This is a genomic window from Pseudoalteromonas sp. P1-11, from assembly GCF_001399995.1.
GTDB lineage: Bacteria > Pseudomonadota > Gammaproteobacteria > Enterobacterales > Alteromonadaceae > Pseudoalteromonas > Pseudoalteromonas atlantica.
The window spans coordinates 222676-245067 of the sequence record NZ_LJSP01000001.1 but is presented as its reverse complement, the minus strand read 5'-3'; the positions used below and the strand labels follow the sequence as shown (position 1 = coordinate 245067).

The 22392-nt window shown below is 41.4% G+C and carries 21 protein-coding genes, 1 other RNA gene and 1 pseudogene; 12 read left to right on the top strand and 11 right to left on the bottom strand.

The features are described 5' to 3' along the window. Window positions 1–56: 56 nt before the first annotated feature. The 5 genes from AN390_RS01120 (at window position 57) to AN390_RS01100 (ending at window position 7624) form a co-directional block, all read left to right on the top strand. On the top strand, window positions 57–1127 hold the full coding sequence (locus AN390_RS01120) for a mechanosensitive ion channel family protein (RefSeq protein ID WP_052026279.1): 1071 nt from the start codon (window positions 57–59) through the stop codon (window positions 1125–1127). Window positions 1128–1649: 522 nt separating this feature from the next. Then, window positions 1650–2921, top strand: a complete 1272-nt coding sequence (locus AN390_RS01115) for a dicarboxylate/amino acid:cation symporter (protein WP_004589122.1) — start codon at window positions 1650–1652, stop codon at window positions 2919–2921. 33 nt (window positions 2922–2954) lie between these two features. Beyond that, window positions 2955–4016, top strand: coding sequence for a putative porin (locus AN390_RS01110; RefSeq protein WP_055252733.1), 1062 nt, complete (start codon window positions 2955–2957; stop codon window positions 4014–4016). 492 nt (window positions 4017–4508) lie between these two features. Continuing rightward, window positions 4509–6215 carry a transporter substrate-binding domain-containing protein gene (locus AN390_RS01105; protein WP_055252732.1) on the top strand — a complete coding sequence of 569 codons (1707 nt, stop codon included), beginning with the start codon at window positions 4509–4511 and terminating at the stop codon, window positions 6213–6215. Continuing rightward, on the top strand, window positions 6212–7624 hold the full coding sequence (locus AN390_RS01100) for a sigma-54 dependent transcriptional regulator (RefSeq protein WP_055252731.1): 1413 nt from the start codon (window positions 6212–6214) through the stop codon (window positions 7622–7624). The genes AN390_RS01105 and AN390_RS01100 overlap by 4 nt, the downstream gene beginning before the upstream one ends. Before the next feature lie 74 nt (window positions 7625–7698). On the opposite strand, the gene rnpB is transcribed toward AN390_RS01100, so the two are convergent. Together rnpB and rsmI are read right to left on the bottom strand one after the other, a co-directional pair. Beyond that, window positions 7699–8064: RNase P RNA component class A (rnpB, locus tag AN390_RS02690), an RNA gene on the bottom strand. A 42-nt stretch (window positions 8065–8106) separates the two neighbouring features. Then, window positions 8107–8964, bottom strand: coding sequence for a 16S rRNA (cytidine(1402)-2'-O)-methyltransferase (gene rsmI / locus AN390_RS01095; protein ID WP_055252730.1), 858 nt, complete (start codon window positions 8962–8964; stop codon window positions 8107–8109). Window positions 8965–9025: 61 nt separating this feature from the next. On the opposite strand from rsmI, the gene AN390_RS01090 reads away from it, so the two are divergent. The 4 genes from AN390_RS01090 to dolP all read left to right on the top strand — a co-directional run bounded on the left by AN390_RS01090 (window position 9026) and on the right by dolP (window position 12514). Beyond that, window positions 9026–10909 carry a penicillin-binding protein activator gene (locus tag AN390_RS01090; protein WP_055252729.1) on the top strand — a complete coding sequence of 628 codons (1884 nt, stop codon included), beginning with the start codon at window positions 9026–9028 and terminating at the stop codon, window positions 10907–10909. Window positions 10910–10921: 12 nt separating this feature from the next. Next, window positions 10922–11293, top strand: a complete 372-nt coding sequence (locus tag AN390_RS01085) for a YraN family protein (protein WP_004589112.1) — start codon at window positions 10922–10924, stop codon at window positions 11291–11293. A 68-nt stretch (window positions 11294–11361) separates the two neighbouring features. Further along, on the top strand, window positions 11362–11955 hold the full coding sequence (locus tag AN390_RS01080; protein ID WP_055252728.1) for an SIS domain-containing protein: 594 nt from the start codon (window positions 11362–11364) through the stop codon (window positions 11953–11955). Beyond that, complete coding sequence (dolP, locus tag AN390_RS01075) at window positions 11948–12514, top strand: division/outer membrane stress-associated lipid-binding lipoprotein (RefSeq protein ID WP_004589110.1); 567 nt, start codon at window positions 11948–11950, stop codon at window positions 12512–12514. Before AN390_RS01080 ends, dolP begins: the two co-directional genes overlap by 8 nt. Window positions 12515–12584: 70 nt before the next feature. Here the strand turns inward: dolP and AN390_RS01070 are convergent, their stop codons facing one another. The 9 genes and pseudogenes from AN390_RS01070 to AN390_RS19975 all read right to left on the bottom strand — a co-directional run. Further along, window positions 12585–13022, bottom strand: a complete 438-nt coding sequence (locus tag AN390_RS01070; RefSeq protein WP_004589109.1) for a ClpXP protease specificity-enhancing factor — start codon at window positions 13020–13022, stop codon at window positions 12585–12587. Then, a complete protein-coding gene (gene sspA / locus AN390_RS01065; RefSeq protein WP_004589108.1) occupies window positions 13022–13648 on the bottom strand; it encodes a stringent starvation protein SspA in 627 nt (208 codons plus the stop codon). The genes AN390_RS01070 and sspA overlap by 1 nt, the downstream gene beginning before the upstream one ends. Before the next feature lie 80 nt (window positions 13649–13728). Continuing rightward, window positions 13729–14478, bottom strand: a complete 750-nt coding sequence (locus tag AN390_RS01060; RefSeq protein ID WP_024033324.1) for a cytochrome c1 — start codon at window positions 14476–14478, stop codon at window positions 13729–13731. After that, window positions 14475–15740 carry a cytochrome b N-terminal domain-containing protein gene (locus AN390_RS01055; RefSeq protein WP_004589106.1) on the bottom strand — a complete coding sequence of 422 codons (1266 nt, stop codon included), beginning with the start codon at window positions 15738–15740 and terminating at the stop codon, window positions 14475–14477. The genes AN390_RS01060 and AN390_RS01055 overlap by 4 nt, the downstream gene beginning before the upstream one ends. After that, the gene (petA, locus tag AN390_RS01050; protein WP_004589105.1) at window positions 15740–16330 is read right to left on the bottom strand and encodes a ubiquinol-cytochrome c reductase iron-sulfur subunit; all 591 of its coding nucleotides are present in this window, start codon (window positions 16328–16330) and stop codon (window positions 15740–15742) included. Before petA ends, AN390_RS01055 begins: the two co-directional genes overlap by 1 nt. A gap of 555 nt (window positions 16331–16885) precedes the next feature. Beyond that, window positions 16886–17278: a 30S ribosomal protein S9 gene (rpsI, locus tag AN390_RS01045; RefSeq protein ID WP_024600778.1), complete on the bottom strand. Its 393-nt coding sequence runs from the start codon at window positions 17276–17278 to the stop codon at window positions 16886–16888. A gap of 8 nt (window positions 17279–17286) precedes the next feature. After that, window positions 17287–17715: a 50S ribosomal protein L13 gene (rplM, locus tag AN390_RS01040; RefSeq protein WP_004589103.1), complete on the bottom strand. Its 429-nt coding sequence runs from the start codon at window positions 17713–17715 to the stop codon at window positions 17287–17289. Between the two features lie 285 nt (window positions 17716–18000). Continuing rightward, the gene (gene zapE / locus AN390_RS01035; RefSeq protein WP_055252727.1) at window positions 18001–19089 is read right to left on the bottom strand and encodes a cell division protein ZapE; all 1089 of its coding nucleotides are present in this window, start codon (window positions 19087–19089) and stop codon (window positions 18001–18003) included. Between the two features lie 95 nt (window positions 19090–19184). Beyond that, window positions 19185–19313: pseudogene (locus AN390_RS19975) on the bottom strand (hypothetical protein); the annotation flags it as partial. Here AN390_RS19975 and AN390_RS01030 point away from each other — a divergent pair. The 3 genes from AN390_RS01030 to AN390_RS01020 all read left to right on the top strand — a co-directional run bounded on the left by AN390_RS01030 (window position 19252) and on the right by AN390_RS01020 (window position 22353). After that, complete coding sequence (locus tag AN390_RS01030; RefSeq protein WP_353683220.1) at window positions 19252–19668, top strand: YhcB family protein; 417 nt, start codon at window positions 19252–19254, stop codon at window positions 19666–19668. The pseudogene AN390_RS19975 and the gene AN390_RS01030 sit on opposite strands and share 62 nt — an antisense overlap. 149 nt (window positions 19669–19817) lie before the next feature. Then, a complete protein-coding gene (locus tag AN390_RS01025) occupies window positions 19818–21170 on the top strand; it encodes a Do family serine endopeptidase (RefSeq protein WP_004589100.1) in 1353 nt (450 codons plus the stop codon). 100 nt (window positions 21171–21270) lie between these two features. After that, on the top strand, window positions 21271–22353 hold the full coding sequence (locus AN390_RS01020) for a trypsin-like peptidase domain-containing protein (RefSeq protein ID WP_024033328.1): 1083 nt from the start codon (window positions 21271–21273) through the stop codon (window positions 22351–22353). Window positions 22354–22392 lie beyond the last annotated feature (39 nt).

Genomic DNA, 22392 nt, shown 5'->3' with positions numbered 1-22392 from the left:
TGCTTGCTAGATTATTTAAAATACCAAGGTAATACGCCATGAACAGCCTTATAACTATGCTAATTGCAGTGAACACCACGGCTGTGAATGCCTTAAACACCCCAGAAAGCGTGCTCAGTTGGCAGTATTTATACGCCCAAAGTTTGCAATTACTTCACGCAACAGCGCAAATATTACCCACTCTTTTATTAGGTTTTATACTTTTAACTATTAGCTACTTTGTCGCCAGTCCTTTGTCTAAGCTGTTAGTAAAACCGCTCATTTATATGACCGACAGTAAACTTGTGCACTTAGTGGCCAAACGCGGGATTAGCATTTTAATTTTATTGCTGGGCGTGTATTTATTTTTACGTTTAGCAGGACTTACCGAATTTGCTATTGCTATTATGAGCGGAACCGGATTAATAGGCTTAATATTGGGCTTTGCCTTTAGAGACATAGCAGAGAACTTTATTGCTAGTTTGCTGTTGAGCGTTCAACGGCCATTTAAAATAGACGATGTAATAGAAGTCGATGGCCGCTTAGGTGTGGTTAAAAAGGTCACCGCTCGCGCAACCACCTTAGTTGATTACGATGGCAACCATATACAAATACCTAACGCCACGGTTTATAAAAATACCATTAAAAACCTAACTGCAAATCCAAAAATGCGTGCCAAGGTGGTGATTGGCATAGGTTACGATAACGATATTCGTTACTGCCAAACACTCGCCCTTGAAATTGCAAACAAGCAAACGGGTGTGATTACTGAGCCACCAGCACAAGTGCTGATCAATAATTTAGGCAGCTCAACAATTAACTTTAATCTGTTTTTTTGGGTTAACAGCGAGCAACATAGCCCGTTAAAAGTGGCCTCGCAGTTAATGCGTGAGCTAGTAACCGAATTTACAGCGCAAAACATCAGTATGCCAGATGATGCCCGCGAGCGTATTTTACTCAGTGCACCTGATGAGAGTGATACACAAAAGCCCACCAACAAAGCTGAGCAACCTTTAACTGCTCAGCAAAGCTCTAAGCAGCTGCAGCAGCAAAATGAAACGGTTGATGATGTAAGTAGTGATACCGACGAAATTCGTGATCAAGCCGAAAAATCACGAGATCCTGAACAGGGTAAAAATATTATCTAAGTTAAACGTATAAGAAAAAATAAAACCACATACAGCCAATTTACAACTTAATAATGTTTTAAACCCTAAAAAATCAAAAAAATATGATTAATTAATGCATTAAATATAACTTTTGTTATATCAATAATAAAAGTTATACACCTATCAACTCATTGATTTTAAATCAGTTATTTATAAATCATCATTTAAGCCGCCTTTAACCCGCCTTTCATTATTAATAATTATTCAAAAAGTTATATTAACAAACCACCAACCAAAAACAATAAAACCAATAACATTCAATACGTTATTAACAAAACCGTGCTTGGCATTATTAATGCAATAACAATAATCTAACAACTTTAGAGCTTAATTATGCACGTGTACAAACAACCCCTATCTAAAAAGGCTAACGAAAGCTTGTCCATATCATTGCAAGCCCCTTGTGTGGCCTGTGCACGTGCCAGTGCAATATGCGCGTTAACGCCCTAAGCAAAAGTTAAATAGCTCCCACTAAATATTATAAATAATTGGAATAACACTATGACCAGTACAACAAGTATTAATAACAACGAGCCTAAAAAAATGGCGCTCTGGCTAAAAATACTCATAGGTATGATAGCGGGTATTATTGCCGGCATGCTGTTAGGCAATAATGCTGAATATATAAAACCAATTGGCCAGCTATTTATTAGCGCCATAAAAATGTTAATTGTACCGCTTATATTTTGCTCATTAATTGTTGGTGTTACCTCAATGAAAGACACCACTAAAATGGGGCGTATTGGTGTTAAGTCAATCGTATTTTATTTAGCCACCACCGCAGTAGCTATTTCTATTGGTTTGGGTCTTGGGTTGTTGTTTGAACCTGGCGCAGGCTTAAATATGGTTGCAACCACAGTAGCCGATGCTAAACCAAGCCCTACCTTAGTAGACACCATTGTAGGTTTAGTACCAAAAAACCCAGTGGGCTCATTAGCCTCAGGTAATATTTTACAAATTATTGTGTTTGCGTTGAGCTTAGGCATTGCTTTAAACCTAATTGGTGAAAAAGGCGAACCCGCTAGCAAAATGTTTGAAAGCCTAGCCGATGCAATGTACAAGTTAACTGAGCTTGTAATGAAGCTGGCACCATACGGTGTATTTGCATTAATGGCTTGGGTATCTGGCAAGTACGGACTGGATGTTTTACTGCCACTTATAAAAGTAATTGGCTTAGTGTACCTAGGCTGCATTATTCACGTTTTAGTGTTAGGTGGCGGCTTTGTAGGCTTACTAGGCAAGCTTAATCCACAACGTTTTTATAAAGGTATTATTGAAGCGCAAATTATTGCTTTTACCACCACAAGTAGCTCAGGTACTTTACCTGCCAGCATTAAATGCGCCACCCAAAACTTAGGTGTATCGCGTACTGTATCAAGCTTTGTACTGCCTGTAGGCGCCACTATTAACATGGATGGCACCGCTTTATACCAAGGCGTATTAGCACTGTTTATTGCCCAAGCCTTTGGTATTGACCTCACCACAACAGATTACTTAACCATTATAGCTACAGCTACTTTAGCCTCTGTAGGCACCGCTGGTGTACCCGGTGCAGGCCTTATTATGCTTTCGCTAGTACTGACCACCGTTGGCTTACCCCTTGAAGGCATTGCAATAGTTGCCGGTATTGACCGAATTTTAGATATGGCGCGCACTACCATAAATGTAACAGGCGATTTAATGGTTACTTTATTAATTGGTAAAAGCGAAGGCGAGCTTGACGAAACCCTTTACAACCAAGACAACACAGCGGCTCAACCCGCTAAGCAATAACCCTCGATTTAGTAATTTTATAGAGAACAAACCATGACTAGTAAACTTATCTATTTACCCGTTGCATTAGGTGTTATTGCCTTAGCTAAGCCAGCCCACGCAGATATTACAATTAAAGGTTTAAATGGCCTTGAAGCCGTTAAGCTATTTGGCGATATGCGTATGCGCTTTGAGCACACCGAAGGCGATACAATTGACTCAACAAGCCGCGCCCGTTTGCGTGCCCGATTTGGTATTAAATACGCGGCTACCGATAACTGGTCAGCGCAAATGCGCTTTAGAACAACCTCAAGCCAACACGATTCAACCCATCAAACCTTTGGTATCACCGATACCAGCGATAACGATGACTTTGGTTTAGACCGCGCCTTTATGAAGTACACAGGGCTTAGTAACACCCAAGTATATATTGGTAAGGCGGCACCCGTTTATATGCATTCATCAGAGCTGCTTTTTCGTGACGATATAGCGCTAGAAGGTGTACAAGCTAACTGGAGTAACAATACGTTTAGCGTTAATGCGGGGCATATTATTCTTGAAGAAAACGTCGATAATGGCGAAGGCAAGCGCGATGCCAGCTGGCAACAGCTACAAGGTGTATATGCTACAAGTTTTAATAACGTTAACGTTAAAGCCGGTATTGGCGGAATTTTTGTTAGCGCCTCAGATACGGCCTATGCCAGTGCTGAGTCGGGCCTTGATGATGACCAAGCAGGCAACGTAATGACCTACAACCTTGATGTACGTTATGGCGCAGTGCGCTTTGCAGCCGATTACTACACAAGTGAAGCCGACAGCGAAAATACAGCGTTTACTGTACATGCTCGTTATCAAATTAATAAGCAGTTTGGCCTGCGTTTTTACGTGCTACGTACCGAAGCCTATGCATTGCCTATGAACGGCGCGTTTACGCAAACTAATACTCCGGGTTCTTATACCAATATTAAAGGCACACACGTACAGCTAGATTACAAAATTGCAGAGAACCTAAATGCCGATTTAAGGTGGTTTAGCGTGGATAATATTAATAACGATATACCCACTAACAACAATGGCCGCGATCGCATTCAAGTAAACCTAAACATGAAGTTTTAGTACTAAGGCATGTTGACCAATCGTGATTAAAATTACAGTAGTGAGTTTAGTATTTAGCAAAAGCGATTATTAAGCCTACTCGCTTAAAAGCCAGCGCCTTGCTTAAACTGCCCTAGCTTGAAAAACGTTAATCTACACAGGTCAACATTCTCTAAATAGGCCCAACCAATAAAAGCGATTTAATAGCCGATATTAAATCGCTTTTATTTTATTAAACAGCCTTAAAAAGACATAACTGCCTTACAAAAAACCTTAATTAACAATTAATTTATTCTTATTTAGTTTAAAGTATAAATAGATAAGACTTAAAACCATGATAAATTCGTTAGTACCTAATTTATATAAAATTAAAATACAGACTATAGTCCCCTGCTGCCAACTAAAAACAACCTTTTTGCGGCTGTAAAAGGAACTTAAACGCCATTTTATTTGTACTGTTTAGACAATTTACTAACGCACTACCACAACTAAAAAATGCAGAGGTTTACTCACTTGTTTATTAAACAAAACGCTTGGTTTTATGTATTAAAAATAGCGCTACTAAGCCTACTGGGTATTAATAGCCTAAACTGCATTGCACAAGCTAATTTATCGCAGCCTAAACAAATTATAGTGGGCGGAGATTTTAACTACCCCCCTTATGAGTTTATTAACGAAGATGGCGAGCTTACAGGTTACAACGTAGAACTTAGCCAAGAAATAGCCGCTGTAATGGGGCTTAATATAAAAATAAAGCTAATGCCCTGGGCCGAAATAAGAGCCGAGTTTGACCGTGGAAATGTGGATATTTTACAAGGCATGGCCGCCACACCCGAGCGCACCGATCTGTATAACTTTAGCCCGCACACGTTTGTTAACCACTCTATATTTGCGCGCGACAATAGCCCTAAAATAGCGCACTACAGCGAGCTTGAAAACTACCGTGTTATTGTACAAAGCAATGGCTCAGCATTTGATATGCTTAACCACTCAGGCTTAAACATTACCCTTATACCGGTTGAAACCCATGCCGATGCCCTGCGCTTGCTTGCCTCTGGCCGCTATGACTTTGCAGTAGTTTCAAACTTACCCGGCTTGTATTTAAGTAAAAAATTGGGGCTATCAAACATCACTGCTATTTCTAGCCTAGAAAGAAACCGGCTTTATGGCTATGCCACTAAAACCGCAGATGAAGCGCTGTTATCGCAATTTACTCAAGGCTTAGCTATTTTAAAAAATACCGGACGCCAGCAAGAAATTTACGACAAATGGTTTGGCCCGTTAAACGTATCACCTTGGTCAAAAGCTGGCGTAATAGCGGGTATATGTGTAGTGGTGCTGCTACTAATTAGTACCGTGGTGATAATTTGGAACAAAGCCCTGCGCAAAAAAGTAGAAAGCCGCACCAAAGAGCTACAAGCCCAGCAGTTACAGCTACTTCATGCAGATAAAATGGCCTCACTGGGGGTGTTGGTTTCGGGAGTAGCTCACGAAATAAATAACCCATGTAGCATTTTAACGTTAAATTTTCCGTTTATAAAAGAAGCCTTTGAAGATGCAACAGACATACTTGATGAGCATCAAGCACGCCAAGGCGACTTTCTTGTTGCCGGTGTAAGCTATCAGCGCTTTAAACATATGCTGCCAGAAATTTTAGACGATATGCACATCGCCAGTAACAAGGTAAAAGGCATAGTAGAGGATTTAAAAAGCTTTGCCGTAAAAGGTGAAGCATCGCATGAGAAAACTGAGCAGCTAGATTTAAACCTACTAACAAACCGCTCTATTCGCTTAGTCACAAATCAAATTAAAAACTCGACAAACCACTTAGAGGTTAACTTAGCCAACTCACTGCCTGCGTTTAAAGGCAGCGGCAGCCGCATTGAGCAGGTAATCGTAAATTTAATTTTAAATGCCTGCCAAGCGCTTGAAGACAAATCGCAAAAAATTATTATCACCAGCTATTTCCATACTAAACACAATCAGGTTGTGCTGAGCATTGAAGATCAAGGGGTAGGCATTGATCAACAGCACTTAATTAAGCTCACCGACCCCTTTTATACCACCAAACGACAATCTGGCGGCACCGGCTTAGGGCTTTCTGTATCAGCGGGGATCGTGGCAGATCACCAAGGCCAACTCACCTTTAAATCAACCCTCGGTAAAGGCACAAAAGTAAAGCTATCACTACCCTTATTACAACACGAGAGTGAACTATGAATACTAATTTATATCCTAGTTTTGAGGTCCTCATTTGTGATGACGACAACAGCTTTTTACGAAGCATATCGTTTGCAATAGAGCGCTACTGCGGCATTAACAACATTGTACAATGTAATGATAGCCGCGATGTAATTGCCAAACTAAACCAAGGGAATGTTCGCGTTGTATTGCTTGATTTAAACATGCCACATATCAGCGGCGATGAGCTTATAGCGCAAATTACAGAGCTTTTTCCGCACATTTCGGTGGTGATCATCAGCGGCATTAACCAAGTAGAAGCCGCTGTAAAATGCATAAAGTTAGGTGCTTATGGTTATCATGTAAAAACAGAAGATCCCGAACGCCTAAGTAATAGCATAATGCAGGTGGTGCGTTTTCAAGAGCTAAACCTAGAAAACCAAGCCATGCGCGGCTATCTGCTAGAAAACCAAACAAGCCTGCACCCTGCGTTTTCTAAAATTATTAGTGTGGATCATCAAATGCATTCGGTGTTTAATTACATTGAGTCTATATCAAATAGCCAACAACCTATTCTTATTACCGGAGAAAGCGGCGTAGGAAAGGAGCTTATAGCCAGAGCCATTCACGAAACCAGTAGCTGCAGTGGCGAGCTTGTGTGTGTAAACGTAGCCGGCCTTGACGATAACTTATTTTCAGATACCTTATTTGGTCATAAAAAAGGCGCTTTTACAGGCGCTGAGCAAGCCCGCAAAGGCATGATAGAACGCGCATCAGGCGGAATACTATTTCTTGATGAAATTGGCGATTTAAACCTGGCCTCGCAAGTAAAGTTATTAAGGCTTTTGCAAGAAGGCGAATATTACCCAGTAGGCAGCGATACCCCAAAGCGCATCAACGCGCGCATTATTGCAGCCACCCACCAAAATTTACTCACTAAAAAAGAAAATGGCGAATTTAGAAACGATTTATACTACCGTTTAAAAATTCATCATGTGAATATTCCACCACTTAGAGAGCGAAAACAAGACATCCCTTTACTGCTAGAGCACTTTTTAACGCTTGCCGCACAAGAATTTAATAAACCGGTGGCAAGTATTCCAAAAGAATTATTAGTTTTACTCGAAAACTACGCTTTCCCAGGCAATATAAGAGAGCTGCGCGCCATGGCCTTTGATGCAATGAGCACCCACCAAAGTGGCGCCCTGTCTATGAAAGCGTTTGAAAGCGTACGCAGCGCCGTGCCCAAATTAGATATGCAAGCCCAGCTTGCCAAGCCGTTATTTGAGTCAACATCAACGCTACCCACTTTAAAACAAGCCGCAGAATTACTGGTGGCAGAAGCGATGAAACGTAGCAACTCAAATCAATCAATGGCAGCGCAACTACTCGGTATATCGCAGCCAGCACTCAGTAAGCGACTTAAAAAAGGACAGCCTGAGCCTTAAAAAACAACAAAGTACTTAATCAAATTTTAGGCACAAAAAAGCCCGCAGCGTTAACTGCGGGCCTTTTTGTTGAATGAGTGAGTTAGCCTATAAGCCGGGTTCTGTCCTTTCCGAAGAAAGTGATAATCATTCGTCTAGGCCATAAATCGCTCTATGGCTCAAGCAACCTACCCGGTTCCAACGTGGGCCACGCCATAAGGAACCCTATTTGGTCTTGCTCCGAGTGGAGTTTACCTTGCAACCAACTGTTACCAGTGGCCCGGTGCGCTCTTACCGCACCCTTTCACCCTTACCAACCCGAGGGTTGGCGGTCTCCTCTCTGCTGCACTTGTCGTGGGCTCACGCCCCCCAGCCGTTAGCTGGCACTCTGCCCTGTGGAGCCCGGACTTTCCTCCCCCTGATCATTTTCGTCACAGGCAGCGATTATCTTGGCTAACTCGGCGCGCAGTATACATGAGCTGTGCCTTGTACGCAGTAAAGATTTACTCTTTTTCGTCAATAATTGTTTTATACAGGGCGTTTTTCTTCATTCCAAAGTATTCAGCAACAATACCACAGGCTTTTTTCATCGGCATTTCGCTTTCAAGTAGCGCCAGCATTTTACGCGCCTCTGGCGGTATATCATCTACTTGCTTGGGTTTACCTGGCAACATGAGCACTATTTCGCCGCGTTGCTTGGTTGGGTCATCAGTTAAAAACTGCTTTAACTCACTTACGCTACCATTAAAAAAGGTTTCAAAGGTTTTGGTTAGCTCTTTTGCAAATACCACTTGTTGATCACTACCTAGGGCGGCTTCTAAATCATCTAGGCTTGCCATAATACGGTGGGTGCTTTCGTACATTATGCTGGTAATGCTTGAGTTTACAGCTTCTATGAAAAAATCTTGACGGGCTTTACTTTTAGCCGGTGTAAAGCCAATAAACTGAAAGCGATCTGTTGGCAGGCCTGAACAACACACTGCAGTAATAGCAGCACACGCACCGGGCACGGGTGTTACATGCGCGCCTTGCTCGCGGCACAGGTTTACCACGGCATAACCTGGGTCGCTTATAAGCGGCGTGCCGGCATCTGAGACTAGCGCGATATTTTTGCCTTCGTTTAGCCAATCAATAATCTGCTGCGCTTTTTGTTTTTCGTTATGGTCATGTAGTGCAAAGGTTTTAGCCTTTATACCAAAGTGGCTTAGTAGCTTACCGGTGTGGCGCGTGTCTTCAGCAGCGATTAAGTCAACTTGCGATAATGTCGCGATGGCACGCTGGCTTAAGTCGTCAAAATTGCCAATTGGGGTGGCAACAATGTAAAGAGTGCCAATTTTCTGTGAATTCTCCTCATTTAACATTGAGGTCTCCTGCGTCAGTCAGTAATATAAGCAAATCGCGTTAACGTATTGGGAAATCATTGTGCGACTTAAACTTGTTAGTCTATTAATTATATTGTCAGGGTTATCGGCCTGTAGCACAACCGAAAAACCAACTAAAAATAGCGATAGCATTAACACCAGTGCGAATGCGCTGCAAAATCAAGCAACCAGTGCCGATGCTATTTATAAATTAGCGCTTAATCGTACCGGTGCCGACAAAATTCAATTGCTTTATAGTGCGCGTGATGCGGCTATTTCGGAGCAAAGCTGGCCGTTACTTGAAAACATTTGTAATGAGCTTGAGCAAACCCCAAGTGTAGATAAAATTCAAAACCGCTTATACATTGCTTATGCACAAAAGCAGCAAAATAAAAACGACCAAGCGCTCGTTATTTTGCAATCGCTCGATGGCCAACTTAAACAGCCTGAACACTTTGCTTGGCATCAATATTTAACTGCTAGCATATATGCATCGCAAAACTTTCCTAAGCGCGCCGCACCTTATTTTTTTAGAGCCTCAGAAACTGCGAATAAAAATAATATTGAGATCCCTGCTCTGCAAAGTGCGCTGTGGGATAACTTAACAAAGCTGTCTTCTTATGCGCTGGAGCGCTTTAATCGTGGCTCTGTTATACAACAAGGTTGGACTAACTTAGCTTTATACCACCAGGTATATGCAAATAGCGGTGTAGAGCTTGACCAAGCCATTAATAATTGGCGCCGTCGCTACCCTGGGCACCCTGCCGTAGCTATTTTACCCGAGCAAGATGAAGCCCTAGCCGACCTAGCACCAGTTAATATAGAGCGTTTAGCTGTACTTTTACCGCAATCAGGCGCAAATGAGCGTTTAGGTGACGCCCTAAAGGCCGGCATTTTGGCAGGGCTTGATAAGCAAACTATTAGCGACACTGTTTTTATAGATGAAAACCTTGCAACCCAAGTGCTAAGCGAGCAGCTAAGCCAATTTAATCCAGACTTTGTGATTGGGCCATTATTAAAAGCGAATATAGATAAACTTGCGCAAGCTAAAACACTTATTGATACCCCAACATTACACTTAAATACATTTGATGGTGAGCGACTCTCGCTGCAACATTACTTTTTTGCTTTAAACCCTGAGCATGAAGTGCAGCAAGCGCTGGAGCACTTTTTAGCTAAAGGTTATCAAAAGCCTATGTTATTAGCGCCTAATAATGCCAATGGTCAGCGTTTGGTTGATTACTTTAATATTCAGTGGCAGCGCTATAGCGAAACAAAACCGCAAATTGGGTTTTATAACGATAACAAAGACATGCCAAACACAATTACAAGCTTGTTAGAGGTTGATAAATCTAAGCAGCGTATTAAAACGGTGAAGTCTTTATTTAAACAAGAAGTAGAAAGTGAAACCCGCTCTCGTAGCGATATTGATGCGATTTACATTTTAGGCGACGCTATAGAAACACGCCTGATAAAACCTTATTTAGATGTAAATGTAAGTACTTTTGCACAGCGGATCCCGCTTTATGCCAGCTCTAAAAGCCATAGTAAACAAATAGATCGCACCGATAAAGGCGATTTAGAAGGGCTTTACTTTACAGAGCTTCCGTGGATGCTTAATGCGACAGTTAAACAACATAATTTACGCAACCAATACAACACGCTGTGGCCTGAAAATGCCGATATAAGCCAACGCCTATTTGCCATGGCTTACGATGCCGTATCGGTGCTCAGCGACATTAGGCAACTGAGTGTAATGCCCGGTAATAAGTTTACAGGTTTAAGTGGAAAGCTTTCGGTCAATACAAGCGGACACATAGAACGTACGCTTGATTGGGCACAATACACAAATAGACGCATAAAAGCCGTACAGCTAGAAACAAAGCAGCCCGTGCCTTTATTTATGCAATCAGCCAACGAAAGCAATACGCTTACGTTTGATTAACCTGGAGCGGCTATGTCGTGGTTTAAAGAGCTGTGGCAAAATAGCCGAGAAAAAGGCCAGTACTATGAACGCCAAGCAGAGAAATACTTAACCCGTGAAGGGCTTACGCCTATTGAGCGTAATTATTACTGCCCCTTTGGTGAGCTTGATGTAATTATGAAACACGGCGATACGCTTGTATTTGTAGAAGTTAAGTTTCGTAAAAACAATGCGAGAGGCGGTGCAAATTATGCCCTTGGCGCACAAAAACAAGCACGACTAAAACGCACTATTTATCACTACTTGGCAGCAAAAAACTTAACTAATCAGCCTATAAGAGTCGACTACGTTGCCATTACAGGTGAAGGCTCTGGCAATATAAATTGGATCAAAAGCGTACTTTAACACCACGCAAACAGATTAGTAAAACGCCCAGCAACAAACAAAAATGACGAATAAATTATTGGTAGTCTATGCAAGATACAATTAAAGAAATTTTTACAGAAAGCATTCAAGTACAAATAGCAGCAGGCGAAGTACTGCCAAGCGCACTAGAGTCTGCGGCATTTACCATTGCACAAAGTTTAATTAATGGTAACAAACTCCTTTGCTGTGGCACGGCAAACTGCCATATGCTAGCGCAACACATGGCCGGCGTATTAGTTAATCACTACGAAACAGAGCGCCCCTGTTTACCTGCTATTGCGCTATCTCAAGAAAGCATCAATTTAGGGCAAAGTAGCCAAGTAGATGAGCATGATACCTTTGCTCGCCAAGTACGTGCCTTTGCACAACAAGGCGACTTACTGCTTGCGTTAGCAATTAATGGTAACGAAAAACATATTATTTCTGCTGTAGAAGCGGCACTTACTAAAGATATGAAGGTCATAGTGATGGTAGGTGACGATGGTGGAGAACTCGTTGGCTTATTAGGCCCTAATGATGTAGAAATTCGTACGCCATCTAAGCGCCCTAGCCGCATTATTGAATCTCACTTAGTTAACTTACATTGCTTAAGTGAACTGGTTGATTTAACTCTTTTCCCGCAGGATGAAAATTATGTTTAAACGCTCTCTTATTGTTTTAGGTACTGTTGTTTTACTGCAAGGCTGTGCAGCCGCAGTGGTTGCAGGAACAGCTGGTGCAGTAACAGCAGCAAATGATCGCCGCACCATTGGCTCGCAAATAGACGACAATAATATAGAAATTAAAGCCAGTATTGCGCTTAGTGAAGTTGAACGACTAGAAAAGTTCGCTAATGTAGACGCTATAAGCGTTAATGGCATTGTTTTATTGGTAGGTCAGGTTGCCAATCAAGAAATGAAAAACCAAGCTCAGCAGAGCATTGAGGGGCTCTCAGGTATACGTAAAATTCATAACCAAATTAGAATTGGCTCAAATATTGGAATTACCACACAAACGCATGACTCGTGGCTAACCTCTAAAGTAAAAGCGCAGCTTTTAACAGCTAAAGATATACCGAGTAATAATATTAAAGTAGTGACCGAAAACGCTGAAGTATTTTTAATGGGATTAGTATCTGAATCTGAGTCTAACCAAGCGGTTAACATTGCACGCAATGTATCGGGTGTAGAGCGCGTTATTAAAGTGTTTGAATATTTATAAAATACATAAAAAGCCTTTTAAAAGGCACATAAAAAAACCGCTTAATTAGCGGTTTTTTTGTATTTAAGCGTTACTTGATAACGCGTAAATGTGAGCCTTTTTTCTTTTCTGGCTTTTCTGGCGGGGTCTCATCAATAATCTCATCTGATGTTTCCACACTTTCAAGGTCAGGTGCAAAATCGTCTTCGTCCTCTAAAAACTCATCTGCAGTAAAGACTGTTCCTTCGCCATTTTCACGCGCATAAATAGCAAGCACCGCACCTAAAGGCACATATACTTGCATTGGCTGTCCGCCAAAGCGCGCATTAAAGCTTAGTTGTTCCATATCTAACGAAAACCCAGTAACGGCAGAAGGGCTAATATTAAGCACTATTTGGCCATCTTGTACAAACTGCGTAGGCACTTGTACTGCTGGGTACTGCGCATCAACCACTAAATGTGGTGTGCAGTCGTTATCTACGATCCAATCAAAAAAAGCACGTAGTAAATAAGGACGATTAGGCGTCATTATAAACGGATCTCACGCTCTGCTTCAGTTAAAGAAGCTTGGAATGACTCACGCTCAAATAAGCGGATCATGTACTCTTTTAGCTCTTTAGCGCCAGAGCCATTAAGCTCAATACCAAACTCTGGTAAACGCCATAATAGTGGTGCTAAATAACAATCTACTAAGCTAAACTCTTCACTCATAAAGTATGGAGCTTCGTTAAAGATTGGTGCAATTGCAAGTAACGCTTCAGTTAACTCTTTACGAGCTTGTGCAGCATCTGCTGTATTGTTAATGATTTTTTCAGCAAGGCTGTACCAATCAGTATCAATACGGTGCATCATTAAACGGCTACGACCACGCATTACCGGATACACAGGCATTAGTGGAGGATGAGGGAAACGTTCATCAAGGTATTCCATGATGATGTTTGCCTGATATAAGCCAAGCTCACGGTCAATCAGTGTGGGTACTGTACCGTAAGGGTTAATTTCGTGAAGTGCCTCTGGCAAGTTATCCTTTTCAGCCAAATGAATATCTACACTTACACCTTTTTCTGCAAGTACAATACGTACTTGGTGGCTATACATACAGTTAGCACCAGAAAAAAGGGTCATTACAGGGCGCTTATTGGCAGCTACGGCCATGCCTATACCTCCATTAAATAACTAAAACAGCAATAGGGGCTTAAGCCCCTATTGCAAAATTACCTTGTAAAATGCTCAAATTAATGAACATCTCTCCAGTATTCTTTCTTAAGCATAAATGCCAAGATAAACAGGATAACTAAAAATCCAATTACCTTAATACCTAACGCTTCTGACTCAAGGCGTGTAGGTTCACCTACATACTCTAAGAAATTCGTTAAATCACGAACCGCTTGATCGTATTCATCAACGCTTAATTCGCCCTTACCATCTGTTTCAGTACCAACAACTTTAGTCACTGTTTGACCATGTTGTTCAACTTCTTCAATGATAGGTGTTGGTAGCCCTTGTAGTTCTTGAAGAACATGTGGCATACCCACCGATGGGAATAACGTATTATTTACGCCAAACGGGCGAGATTCATCTTTGTAAAACGATTTTAAGTAAGTGTAAATCCAATCACTGCCACGCACACGCGCCACATTGGTTAAATCCGGCGGAGCCGCACCAAACCATTTAGCAGCATCTTCTTTTGCAATAGCGTTAAGAATATGGCCACCTACTTTTGAACCATCAAAAATCAATTGCTCTTTGCCAAGCTCGGTTGGAATACCAATATCACGGAAAGTACGTTCATAACGTTGATACTGCATTTGGTGACAACCAAGACAGTAGTTCATGAACAACTTTGCGCCGCGCTGCAAAGAAGGCTGATCAGATATATCGTTACCCGCTTCCATAAGAGGAACCGAAGGACCCGCAGCCATAACCATGTTAGGCAGCAAGTTTACTGATAAAGCAAATACACCAATAAGTAGCTTTTTCATCATTTCGTTAACCTCTCAGGCAATGGCTTAGTTTTTTCATTCTTACTGTATATAAATAACAGTACGAAGAACATAAAGTAAGTCACAGTACAGATTTGAGAAATTATCGTTTTCATATCAGTTTGTGGCGTTGCACCCACCCAACCTAAAAGAACGAAAGTTACAACAAAACCTGCAATGTTCCATTTGTGGAAACCACAACGGTAACGAACCGATTTAACACGACCACGGTCAATCCACGGTAACAATGCGAGTACCACAATTGACGCACCCATTGCCGCAACACCGATAAGCTTATCAGGGATTGCACGTAAGATTGCATAGAATGGCGTAAAGTACCAAACTGGGAAAATGTGCTCTGGCGTTTTAAGTGGGTTTGCTGCTTCAAAGTTTGGCGCTTCTAGGAAGAAACCATTCATCGCAGGCATAAAGAATACAACCCAACAGAACAAGATTAAGAAACCAACCACGCCCACAATATCTTTTACTGTGTAGTACGGGTGGAACGGTATCGCATCAACAATGTCTTTTTTGTCAGTGTAATACTCATGGAATTTAAATTTAGACTTATCTTCTTCAGCCACAGTGCCTTTTTTGCGTTTTATTTCAACACCGTCAGGGTTGTTAGAGCCCACTTCGTGCAGCGCAACAATGTGTAAGAACACTAAAATTACAATAACCAATGGTAGTGCAATAACGTGTAATGCAAAGAAGCGATTAAGCGTTGCACCCGATATTACGTAGTCACCACGGATCCAAAGTGTTAAGTCATCACCAATTACCGGAATAGCCCCGAATAACGAAATGATTACCTGCGCACCCCAGAACGACATTTGACCCCATGGTAGTAAGTAACCCATGAAGGCTTCAGCCATTAATGCTAAGAAAATAAACATACCGAACAACCACAGTAATTCACGTGGTTTTTGGTAAGAGCCGTAGATCATGCCACGGAACATATGCATATAAACAACGATGAAAAACGCAGATGCACCCGTTGAGTGTAAATAACGTAATAACCAACCGTATTCAACATCACGCATGATGTACTCTACTGATGCGAAAGCGCCTTCAGAAGAGGGAACAAAGTTCATCGTTAACCAAATACCAGTAAGTATTTGGTTTACTAGTACTAACATGGCTAGTGAGCCAAAAAAGTACCAGAAGTTAAAGTTTTTAGGTGCTGGATACTGTGCAATGTGCATGTTCCAAACACGTGTCATTGGGATACGGTCGTCAATCCAACTAACAATTTTACCAAACATTAGGCTACCCCTTTTTCTTCGCCCACTAAAATAGTGGTTTCATCAAGAAAAGTATAAGGTGGTACTTCTAAGTTCAACGGTGCAGGAACTGATTGAAATACTCGCCCAGCCATATCAAATTTAGAACCGTGACATGGACAGTAAAAACCATCATCTGTCCCTTCAACTTTTTCACTAAAGTTACCTTGGAAAAAGCCTGGAGAACACCCTAAATGCGTACAAATACCAACAGCGACAAAAATCTCTGGGCGTAATGAACGGTAATCATTTGTTGATGATTCTAGTTGTTGTGGCTCTTGCGATTGCGGATCACGAAGTTGACCTTCATGTTCTTTCATCTGCTCAAGCATTTTAGGGGTACGTGATACAACCCATACAGGTTTACCACGCCACTCGACACGTATTAATTGTCCTGGCTCAAGTTTGCTGATATCTACTTCTACAGGCGCACCCGCAGATTTAGCTCGCTCACTTGGATTCCAAGACGCAATAAAAGGAACAGCAGCCCCAGCCGCACCAACACCACCTACAACAGAGGTAGCTATGGTTAAAAAGCGACGTCGGCCATTGTCTACAGGCGCATTGCTCATCCACTTATCTCCACTATGATTCTCAACACTTGCTATATTGAGAACATCAGTTACAGCAGGTTAATTTTTCGAAATTTTTAAAATAGAAGCGATCATAATTAAAACCCTTGATTAAAACAAGGTTATTCACAGCCTCACGCTCGAATAACCCGACTTGATCAATAGTTTGATAAAGTAAGCTCGAGAATAAAGCCGAATGACTATAATAGCGCTTCTGTAAAAACAATATACTGACCAAGATCAACCCCACTACGAGGAAACAGATAAACTGTACATGGTGATGTTGAACTTGCTCATACTACTTGCCAGCCAATTGTAGCAAAAAATTCCACCAATTAACTGATGGATTTACACTAATTGCGATAATTATTTAACTTTTTTGCAGCGAAATGGGTATTTTAAAGCTTTCGTACATTAAATACGCAGTATTTATAAAATATGATCAGCGCCTAACCTTAAAAAAGCGAGCTTGAGGTAGGTAAGTACTTAAATTTTAATGCCAAAAACAAAAAACCCAGCATAAGCTGGGTTTTTGAATTCTTGATAACGTAAAAATTAACGTTTTGAGAACTGTGGACGCTTACGCGCTTTCTTAAGACCCACTTTCTTACGTTCAACTTTACGTGCATCACGTGTAACAAAACCTGCTTTACGAAGTTGTGGACGTAATGACTCGTCAAACTCCATAAGTGCACGAGTGATACCGTGACGGATAGCACCAGCTTGACCAGTTGTACCACCACCGGCAACGGTGATGTGAAGGTCAAATTTTTCAGTCATGTCAACAAGCTCAAGAGCTTGACGAACAACCATGCGTGCTGTTTCGCGACCAAAGTACTCTTCTAAAGAGCGCTTGTTGATTACGATGTTACCAGTGCCTGGGCGTAAGAATACGCGAGCACTTGAACTTTTACGACGACCTGTACCGTAGTATTGATTTGCCATGATAGTGCTCCTTAAATGTCTAGAACCTGAGGCTGTTGTGCAGCATGGTTGTGCTCAGTACCTGCGTAAACTTTAAGTTTACGGTACATAGCGCGGCCTAAAGGACCACGTGGCAACATGCCTTTAACAGCTTTTTCGATGATCATTTCAGGCTTTGCAGCTTGAAGTTTATCAAAAGTAGTAGACTTAAGACCACCTGGGAAACCAGTATGAGCGTAGTACACTTTATCTTTGAATTTGTTACCAGTTACAGTAACTTTCTCAGCGTTGATAACGATGATGTAATCACCAGTATCTACGTGTGGAGTGTATTCAGCTTTGTGCTTACCGCGTAGGCGATGAGCGATTTCAGTAGCGATGCGACCTAAAGTTTTACCTTCAGCGTCAACTACGTACCAGTCACGTTTTACTGTTTCTGGTTTAGCAACAAACGTTTTCATTTATAAAAATCCAATGTTTTTCAATTAAAACCACAGGCAGTTATTATTAACTACCGCTCTAAGTATGCTATAACCCCTTCGAGTTTTAGACTTTAGCGCCGCTCACAAGTGGCTAAACTATATGAGGACATAGAACGCAACGTGGCAGACGCGGGAGTATACCAGCACTTAAAACACATTGCTACCGAGCGGTTGTTTTTTCCACAAGAAAATTACAAAAATTTATGCATTTATATAAAAACAACAATAAGGCCACTTTAAAGAGTCGATACAGTCGTATTAGCGCTATGCTAAATGCTCTTTTGCTAAATACTCTAAAGACTGCATTTCTTGCAGGCGGCTAATGCAGCGCTTAAATTCAAAGTTAAGATTGCCTTGGGTATAAAGTTGCGTGATCGGTTTTTCAGCCGAAATAATTAATGTTACATGTCGCTCGTAAAACTCATCCACTAAAGCGATAAAGCGCCTAGCTGCATCATCATTATTTTGTCCAAGCTGTTTAACATTAGAAATAATAACAGTGTTATATAAACGGCTAATTTCCATGTAGTCGACTTGGCTACGTGCGGTTTCGCACAATTCGCTAAATTCAAACATCACTACACACTTAGCCACTTTGCGTGTGTTGATTAAGCGCCCTTCTATTTCTATGGGTTGATCAAGCTCCCCCGCCTCTGGCGAGAGCTTATCAAAATATTCAAATAAGTTTTTATCGGCTTGCTCATCTAACGGGCTGTGAAATATTTCGGCTTGCTCAAGTGTACGCAAGCGATAATCAATACCAGAGTCTACATTTACTATTTCTGTGTTCGCTTTTACCAGTTCAATGGCCGGAACAAAACGCGCACGCTGTAAGCCGTTTTTATATAAATCATCAGGTACTATATTAGAGGTAGCGACTAATACTATATTGCGTGCAAATAATGCCTGCATTAAGCCGCCGAGTAACATGGCATCTGTAATATCTTGAACAAAGAATTCATCAAAACAGATGATATCGGTTTCGGCTTTAAATATGTCGGCAACAATTTCCAGTGGATTGCTTTTATTATTTAGCTTTTTTAGTTCATCGTGAACTCGGTGCATAAAGCGATGAAAATGCACGCGCATTTTACGCTCACCTGGCAGCGCTTCGTAAAAGGTATCTACTAAATAGGTTTTACCACGCCCTACACCACCCCAAAAATAAAGCCCTTTAATTGGCTCAGGTTCGCTTTTATTAAACAACTTTGCAAAAAAGCCTTGTTGCTGTGGTTTTTTACTTGTGAGGTCATCGTATAAACGTTGTAAATGGCGCACTGCATTTTCTTGTGCTTGGTCATGTACAAAGTCATCGCGCTTAAGATCTTGCTGGTAAGTTTGCCAAGGAGTCATATCTAATTACATTTTAAACACAGTTTAATTTGCACAACATATTAACACGCATCTTAACTCGGGGTATATTACCCACAGGATGATTTATATTTGAATCAGGCATTATTAGATATTTTTTCCCAAAGGGGTGAAGTTATGGGCACAGTTACGTGGGTAGGTTTAATTATTATTACTGCTGTAGTGGCATTTTTTGTTGGTGCATTCGTTACTAAAAAGCAATTTAAGCAAGATGAATTAAAAGAGCAAGCCGAGCAAGCACAAAACGCGCTTGAGCAGTATCGCCAAGATGTGGCCGATCATTTAGCAAGCACAGGTAAGCTTGTGAATAAAATGAAAGAAAACTACGACCAACTACTCAGCCATGTTGAAGAAACCAATCAACTCTTACTTGATGATAAAAACAAAGCGCCTAGCGAGCCGTTTTTCTCTAAAGAAACAACAGAGCAATTACAAGCGTCTTTAAAAGAGCGCGAGGTTGACCGTTCATCTGCACAAGCACAACCTGCCGATTACGTCTCGGGTGAGTCTGGTTTATTTGCAGGGCAAAATGGCGATACAAAACCTGCAAAAGCCTCTTAACATACTGAGCACACTAAAATGTTAGTGCTATCTTGAGGAACTTTTTTTTGACCCCATAGTCTTTAAATGTAACAGCTTTATATTTAAATTCGAAAAGGCTGCTTATGCAGTCTTTTTGCTTTTCCTGTGATGTGGAGTACACCCTGACTATGAAAATGAAATTATCACTTATTAGTGCTGCAATCTTATCTACAAGCTTATTACTAAGCCCAATGGCCTCTTATGCAAAACTGCCTATTGCAGTTAACGGCCAACAATTACCCACACTTGCGCCTATGCTTGAGCAAATTACCCCTGGCGTTGTGAGCATTCAGGTTTCTGGCTCAAAAGAAGTGCGCCGCCGTGCAGACCCGCTTGAATACTTTTTTGGAAACCCTCAGCCACGTAGTCAAAAGCGCCAATTTAGTGGTTTAGGCTCAGGGGTTATTATTGATGCCGACGAAGGCTATGTAGTAACAAATAACCACGTAATTCAAGATGCCGAAAAAATGGTGGTAACGCTAGAAGACGGCCGTGAATTTGAAGCCACCAAAATTGGTACCGATAAAGAGTCTGATATTGCACTATTACAAATAGATGCAGATGACTTAACCGAAGTTAAACTAGCAAATTCAGATAAATTGCGTGTCGGCGACTTTGCAGTAGCAATTGGTAATCCATTTGGTTTAAGCCATACAGTAACCTCGGGCATTGTAAGTGCATTAGGGCGTAGTGGTTTAAATATTGAAGGCTACGAAGACTTTATTCAAACCGATGCAGCTATTAACCAAGGTAATTCAGGAGGCGCTTTAGTTAACCTAAATGGTGAGCTCATTGGTATTAATACTGCTATTTTAGGTGCCTCGGGTGGAAATGTTGGTATTGGCTTTGCCATTCCATCAAATATGATGAAAAACTTAGTCGACCAAATTATTGAACATGGCGAAGTACGCCGTGGCTCACTGGGTATTTCTGGCCGTCCACTTGATGCAGGCCTTGCAAAAGCACAGCAACTTGACGTTAAACAAGGTGCTTATGTTATGCAAGTAATGGATGATACCGCAGCAAGCAAAGCAGGTATCAAAGCTGGCGATGTTATTATTAGTATTAATGGCAGCGATATTAGTGGCTTCCACGAGCTGCGTAGTAAAATAGCAACGTTAGGTGAAGGACGCGAAGTTAAATTAGGTATTTACCGCGATGGCAAAGTAAAAACCATTAAAGTAACGCTTGATGGTGCTTCGGGTGTAACCGCCGCAGGCGATGAACTGCATCCTGCATTCCAAGGTGCAACGCTTGAAAACGTGCAAAAAAATGGCACTAAAGGTATTGAAGTCGCCACAGTAGATCCGCGCTCTCCTTCTGCACGTGTTGGTCTTGAAGAAGGTGATGTGATTGTACAAGTTAACCGCCAACGTGTAGAAAACATTCGTCAAATGAATAAAATTATCGAAGATACCCAAGGTAATATTGTACTTGGCGTTAAACGTGGCAGAGAGTCTATCTTTGTACTTATCCAATAACTAACACGTTATAAATAAGCAATAAAAATAACAGCAGCACTTGCCGCTGTTATTTTTTTTGTGCCATCATAAAGAATTGCTCACTAACAATAAGAATCTCGTGCTGAAATTACTAAAATTTGTACTTCCCCCTTTGTTTGTCGGTTTAGGTATCGCTTTTTTAGTGGTTTTTTTCAGCCCTAATATGCGCGCCTCTTTACTCCCTAATGTTCCCTTGCCCAGTGCTATGAGCTCAAATCACCTTAGTTTTGCTGACGCGGTTAAGCGTGCTGCACCATCGGTAGTAACTATTTTTTCAGAAAGCATTTCTAAAGAGCCTCGCTATAAGCAACAAAACACCGTTCAAGAGCTTGGCTCTGGCGTAATTATGGCGCAAGACGGCTACATATTAACTAACTACCACGTTATAAATAATGCAGATCAAATCTTGGTTATTTTAACCGATGGCCGACGCTTTTTTGATGTGCAGTTAATTGGCTTTGACACCATTACCGATTTAGCCTTATTAAAAATTAACGCCGACCACCTGCCGGTGATCCCCGTAAACGATAATTACACCACCAGTGTAGGTGATGTAGTGCTGGCCATTGGTAACCCACTCAATTTAGGGCAAACCATCACCCAGGGTATAATTAGTGCCACCGGTAAACAAAAAATTACCGATAGCCCTTATAACAACTTACTGCAAATGGATGCAGCTATAAATGTAGGTAACTCTGGCGGGGCTTTAGTTAATTCAAATGGGGATTTAGTGGGGATCACGTCTGCGCAGTTTAAAACTCGTGAAAATCTTAATATCCAAGGAATATTTTTTGCTGTTCCCTATTCGCTCGCCAAAGAAGTAATGGCAAAGCTAATACGCCATGGCCGTGTAGTACGTGGCTATTTAGGCTTTGAAGGCACCGCTGTAGATAGCACGGGCAAAGAGGTAAACGACAGCCTTACTGAGGTTGCTGGTATGCGCATCACCAATTTAGACCCATTAGGTCCTGCATGGCAAGCTGGCATTGAAGAGCAAGACATCGTTATTAAAATTGCAGGGTTAAGTGTCGCCAACCCGCAAAAAGTACTCGAAAAAATAGGCAATACACAGCCCGGTAAAGAAATAGAATTTGAGCTGTACCGAAACGGTAAAGTAGAAAAAATAATGGTTAGAGTTGCAGAGCTCGAAACTAAACTCTAACCAAAATGGCAATAAAAAGGTCGGATAGCAATACGCGTA

Coding starts and splice junctions, on each gene's coding strand:
- sspA (WP_004589108.1), bottom strand. CDS start 13,648: ATGGCCGTAGCTGCCAATAAGCGCCCTGTAATGACCCTTTTTTCTGGT.
- AN390_RS01025 (WP_004589100.1), top strand. CDS start 19,818: ATGAAAATGAAATTATCACTTATTAGTGCTGCAATCTTATCTACAAGC.
- AN390_RS01080 (WP_055252728.1), top strand. CDS start 11,362: ATGCAAGATACAATTAAAGAAATTTTTACAGAAAGCATTCAAGTACAA.
- dolP (WP_004589110.1), top strand. CDS start 11,948: ATGTTTAAACGCTCTCTTATTGTTTTAGGTACTGTTGTTTTACTGCAA.
- AN390_RS01060 (WP_024033324.1), bottom strand. CDS start 14,478: ATGATGAAAAAGCTACTTATTGGTGTATTTGCTTTATCAGTAAACTTG.
- AN390_RS01120 (WP_052026279.1), top strand. CDS start 57: ATGCTAATTGCAGTGAACACCACGGCTGTGAATGCCTTAAACACCCCA.
- AN390_RS01085 (WP_004589112.1), top strand. CDS start 10,922: ATGTCGTGGTTTAAAGAGCTGTGGCAAAATAGCCGAGAAAAAGGCCAG.
- rsmI (WP_055252730.1), bottom strand. CDS start 8,964: ATGTTAAATGAGGAGAATTCACAGAAAATTGGCACTCTTTACATTGTT.
- AN390_RS01070 (WP_004589109.1), bottom strand. CDS start 13,022: ATGACGCCTAATCGTCCTTATTTACTACGTGCTTTTTTTGATTGGATC.
- zapE (WP_055252727.1), bottom strand. CDS start 19,089: ATGACTCCTTGGCAAACTTACCAGCAAGATCTTAAGCGCGATGACTTT.
- AN390_RS01110 (WP_055252733.1), top strand. CDS start 2,955: ATGACTAGTAAACTTATCTATTTACCCGTTGCATTAGGTGTTATTGCC.
- AN390_RS01115 (WP_004589122.1), top strand. CDS start 1,650: ATGACCAGTACAACAAGTATTAATAACAACGAGCCTAAAAAAATGGCG.
- AN390_RS01100 (WP_055252731.1), top strand. CDS start 6,212: ATGAATACTAATTTATATCCTAGTTTTGAGGTCCTCATTTGTGATGAC.
- petA (WP_004589105.1), bottom strand. CDS start 16,330: ATGAGCAATGCGCCTGTAGACAATGGCCGACGTCGCTTTTTAACCATA.
- AN390_RS01055 (WP_004589106.1), bottom strand. CDS start 15,740: ATGTTTGGTAAAATTGTTAGTTGGATTGACGACCGTATCCCAATGACA.
- rplM (WP_004589103.1), bottom strand. CDS start 17,715: ATGAAAACGTTTGTTGCTAAACCAGAAACAGTAAAACGTGACTGGTAC.